Origin of the sequence: Lentisphaera araneosa HTCC2155, from assembly GCF_000170755.1 — a bacterium.
GTDB classification, from domain to species: domain Bacteria; phylum Verrucomicrobiota; class Lentisphaeria; order Lentisphaerales; family Lentisphaeraceae; genus Lentisphaera; species Lentisphaera araneosa.
On record NZ_ABCK01000058.1, the window covers coordinates 1 to 4,901 of the forward strand.

Consider the following 4,901-nt stretch of genomic DNA (forward strand, 5'->3'; position numbering starts at 1 on the left):
AAGCCCAAAGGCGATCATAACCCAAACATCGAACATGCGATTGGATAAACCATAGGATCCGATGATGCAAAACACCAGAATTGCGGGAACTAGAAAAGTCTTGGGGATTTTAGCTAATTTTGAGAGCCAGCCGACGCTTAATACCATCAGTCCAATCATCATAAAATTGGAAATCAACATGGCACCCGTCAAAGACCAAACGGCCTCCGGCTGACTCGTCATTAGCAAAGGCCCAGGCTGGAGTCCGTGAATCACCATGCCACCTAATAAAATTGCGTCGACAACACTCCCAGGTATCCCCATGGCTAATAAAGGAATTAGAGCTCCGCCAACGGTTGCGTTATTCGCAGATTCAGAAGCAACAATCCCCTCTTCGCTACCATGACCAAATTGTTCGGGTTCTTTGGAAGCTTTCTTCGCTAAGGTGTATGCCGTGACTGAACCTACATTCGCACCGATACCCGGTAGAGCACCAATCCAAGTGCCTAATAATGATGAGCGAAAAATATTAAAGCCATACTTTTTCCAATCGCTTAAGGACATCCACAAGCCAGTCGGCTTTACTTTGATTTCTTCGACTTCTTGCTCTGTTTTCCGAAGCATTATCACCACTTCACCGATGGCATAAAGACCAATCATCAGCGGCAATAATTTAAAACCATCATTCATTTCCGCATAGCCAAAGGTTAAACGTGCCTCACCACTTGAGGGCGAGAAGCCAGGCATTGAAAATAGGATACCCATAAATCCAGATAGTAAGCCCATGAGCATAGATTCTCCCACGAGCGCGATCAGTGCCATCGCCATCATAATCAACGCAAAGAAATCGAAGGGCCCTAAATGGTGTGCGAACTTCGCAACCGGCGCTGCTAAAGTCGCAAGGAATATCCAGGAAATCAAGCCTCCCATACCCGAGGCAGAAATTCCCAAGCCCAAGGCACGTCCCGGGCTTCCTTTCGCCGCCAAAGGGTAGCCATCTAAAGTGGTCATAATAGACGATGGCGTCCCTGGCATTTTCAGGAGCGTTGCGGTAATTAAACCACCACTAACAGAACCCACATACATCGCAATCAGTAAAGATAAGGCATCGGTCCCGTCCATTGAAAAAGTCAAAGGCAAACTCAAAGCGATCAACATCGCACCCGTTAAGCCTGGAATAGCTCCAATCACTATTCCCAACCAAGTTCCCAAGGCAAGCAACAGCAGTGTATGAGGAGAAAAAAGGTAATGGAGAACTTCGCTAATCATCAATCACCCCGGAAGATCCACTACGAGTACACGTGTAAATAAGTAAAAAAGACCAAAGGAAAGCACCAATGAGTAAAGACTTAATGGTAGATAAGGCACCTTCTTTTGATCGGCAATTATAAAACCCAAGGCAAAGAGAAAGAAAACCGTAAGCAATGGGTAAGAAATAGCTGTAGTAGAGAGAACGAAAACATAAACGAAAGTTAACAAGAATACTTTACAAGATTTAGGGTTCCATAGCCGCCCTTTTTCACCTTGAGTTTCTAGACATTTTTTATCGAAGGCAAAGAGTCCCAATACGGCAACTATGCCAAAAATCCAAAGCTCAAAATTTGGCAAAACATCCACTTTTCGTATGGCTACTTTACTGATGATATGATCGCGCTCAATAAGTTCACCCCTAAGTTCTTCTGACTGCATTACCACGGGATCAATCCAACTCGCCTTCATGAAGTTTTGCATGTCTTCACTTTTCATTGCTTGGCTAATAACATCTGCCATTATTTTCTGAATGGCTTGCGAAGTACCCTTTGGCATCCACCAGAAATGCATATTTGATGTTTCGAGTTCAAAACCTTGTTCACTAACCGTCGACAGCTCAGGCAAGGCTAAGTGACGTTCCGCAGAACAGACTGCTAGAGCTTTTAAACCACCATCTTTATAGCGCAAATACTCTTCCACGGAGAAAATACTCATATCCACATGTTCGCCCATAATCGCTCCATAACGCTCGGCTCCTCCGCCATACTGCACAAAGTTAAACATCGCGCCTTCTAAAGATTTCTCCAAAATCAAGCCTATAAAATGACTTGGTGCTCCCAAGTTGGCCGCGAAATTTAAAGTGTTGGGTGACAATTTTGCCTCAAGCATCAAATCTTTGAGAGAATGGTATTTTGAATTATCTTTCACAGCAACAACAATGGCCGTTTCTCCCGTTCCAGCGACAGCTTCAAAAGCCTCGGCTCCATAACTTGCCTTCCCTGCATGCTTGGCGGTAAGGATACCTTCATGAAGCATCAGCATTGTATAACCATCTGGCCTGGCATAACGCACACGACGGCTTCCTATGGTTCCCCCTGCTCCCCCCACATTGATCACCACCATTGGCTGCGACAGTAAATCCTGCTCTTTGATAACTCGAGTCAGCTGACGCGCAAAGGTATCACTGCCCCCACCCGCGCCAAAGGGAACAATGACTTTAACTGGTCGTTGAGGCCATGAATTAGAATCTTCGCCCCTTAGGCTCAGACCTAAAAAAATGAGTATAAAAATAAAACGAATCAAAATTAACCTTAGTTTAGAAACATGGTTCAATAACACCATGATTTATCTTTAAAGATAGAACCCTAAACACGCTTAAATCTTAACAGAACTTTCCTAAATTGTTCCCAATTGCTATGATTTCTTAAATTCGCAACATAATAATTACAATTACTCTCTCGGCAATTACCTTTCTGCTGTTAAGAAAATAGCTTCATAATGTCTTTTATTAAAACACATTTAATTACAAAGGAATCCCATGAACAAATTATTATCAGCTCTCATACTACTCACTTACACTGCACTTCAAGCAGACGTCATTCTACCAAAAATCATTGATAATAACATGGTTTTACAGCGCGGTGTGGAAGCTCCTATCTGGGGCTGGGCCGATCAGGGAGAAGAGGTAACGGTGAACTTTGCCGGGCAGACGAAGAAGACAATGCCGGACAAAAAAGGCAAGTGGATGATCACGCTTGATCCCTTGAAGGCCTCTTCAGTAAACCGCATTATGAGTATCAAAGGTTCAAACGAAATAAAAGTCAGCAATGTACTTGTTGGTGAAGTTTGGCTTGCCTCAGGTCAATCCAATATGGAATGGGATTTTATGCGTGTTGATAAGGCCGAACGCGAATACACCATGAAGCATGCGGACAATAAATTTGTGAGGGCCTTTCATGTAAATACTCATATTACTTCCGGATTTCCTCTTGATGACACCGTGGGGCTATGGAAAACCAGCCATGATATGGTTGGGGAAAAAGGTATTAAACTCGGCCTCCAAAAAGGAATCTCGGCAGTAGCTTTCTGCTTTGCCCTCAAACTTCAGCAAGAACTTGGCGTACCAGTAGCCTTTATAGACTCGAACTGGGGTGGACGAAGAATTGAGTCTTTTATTCCTGACGAAGGATATGAAGCCTTAGGTTTAAAATACAGAAAGAGTGGAGAACTTGAAGCTAATGAGGTTAAGGATAAAATAGAGAAAAAGCTGAGCTCACTAATTGTCATTCTTAAGGATGTAAAGCAGGGAAAGGAGATTGATGCTAAGGTTCTTTCATCAATAGGAATCAGGCAGAGGAAAGGTCAGAAAGTTAATGCTCAAGCCATTGAGAAAAGGATAGCGGAATTACAAAATGACCTATCACTTGCACTTGAGGCTGCAAAGAAAGGACTCGTCATTCCAGTTAACCTTCATGGATTTCTAGGAATTGCAGAAAATGATATTTACAACGCAATGATTGCTCCTCTCACTCCATTTGCACTAAAGGGCGCGATCTGGTACCAGGGGGAATCAAACCGCACTTCAAAAGATTATTTTCAAAAACTTCAGGCACTTTCAAAGGGATGGTCAAAGGTATTCAATGTTAAAGATATTCCATTACACCTAGTTCAAATAGCTCCTTTTGATTATGGAAGAAACCGTAAAACTAATACCCCAGGGACTCTGAACACTACCTTGAGTGATAACGTCTGGGCCGCGCAGTACAAAGCTGCCAAAGAGATTGCCGGCATGACTGTTGTGCCTATCCACGACACAAATATTCCTATTAACAATATTCATCCACCACACAAATTACCGGTAGGCAATCGCCTGACATTACGAGCATTGAAAGAGCAGTATGGTAAAGATATTGTTGCTTCAGGTCCAGAGTTTGCGAAAGCCGCAAAAAGAGGAAATCAAATCATTGTGAGCTTTAATGATATCGATCAGGGGCTAAGTACTAAAGATGGTAAAGCACCAAGCCATTTCGAAGTTTCTGAAGATGGAAAAACTTTTGTGAGTGCAGAAGCAAAAATTGAAGGCAATACCGTAGTAGTTTCATCTCCATCAGTAAGTAAACCCAAATTCGTTCGCATGGGCTGGTACGAGACCGCTCTGCCCAATCTTCAGGACAAAAACGGCTGGCCCGTATTTGCCTTTCCAAGTCAAGCAATAAAATAAGGAACTGGACCGCGCAGGCCCACCTGCGCACAACGCAACTCAGACAAGAATGGTAACGTTGAGCTCATACTCGGCTAAGTCTTTGGAACGCTGAGCTCATGCTCTTGTTCGTAGTACAGGCTTTAGCCTGCTGATTTCTCCCACACGATAAATCGTGAACTACATGCCCTTGTTCGTAGTACAGGCTTTAGCCTGCTGATTTCTCCCACACGCTAAAGCGTGGACTACATGCCATTGTTCGTAGTACAGGCTTTAGCCTGCTGATTTCTCCCGCACGATAAACCGTGAACTACATGCCCTTGTTTTTCACACAGCCTCTTTAGCCTGCTGTTTCTCCCACACGATAAATCGTGAAACATGCCCTTGCATAAAAAAGGAGAATTGATCTTATCATCAATTCTCCTTTTATTATTAAACGACCTGCAGGATCGCAATCTGACTACTTAAAACT

At 43.4% G+C, this 4,901-nt stretch carries 3 protein-coding genes; 1 reads left to right on the forward strand and 2 read right to left on the reverse strand.

Annotated elements, in window-relative coordinates; genetic code table 11:
* Positions 1-1,248, reverse strand: a 1,248-nt coding sequence (locus LNTAR_RS24400; protein ID WP_007281452.1) for a tripartite tricarboxylate transporter permease, incomplete at its 3' end; no start/stop codon positions are given.
* A gap of 3 nt (positions 1,249-1,251) precedes the next feature.
* Entirely contained in the window at positions 1,252-2,532 is a 1,281-nt protein-coding gene (locus LNTAR_RS24405; RefSeq protein ID WP_238527802.1) for a tripartite tricarboxylate transporter substrate binding protein, read from the reverse strand.
* Positions 2,533-2,767: 235 nt separating this feature from the next.
* Here LNTAR_RS24405 and LNTAR_RS24410 point away from each other — a divergent pair, with 235 nt between their 5' ends.
* The gene (locus tag LNTAR_RS24410) at positions 2,768-4,450 is read left to right on the forward strand and encodes a 9-O-acetylesterase (RefSeq protein ID WP_007281454.1); all 1,683 of its coding nucleotides are present in this window, start codon (positions 2,768-2,770) and stop codon (positions 4,448-4,450) included.
* Positions 4,451-4,901: the final 451 nt, after the last annotated feature.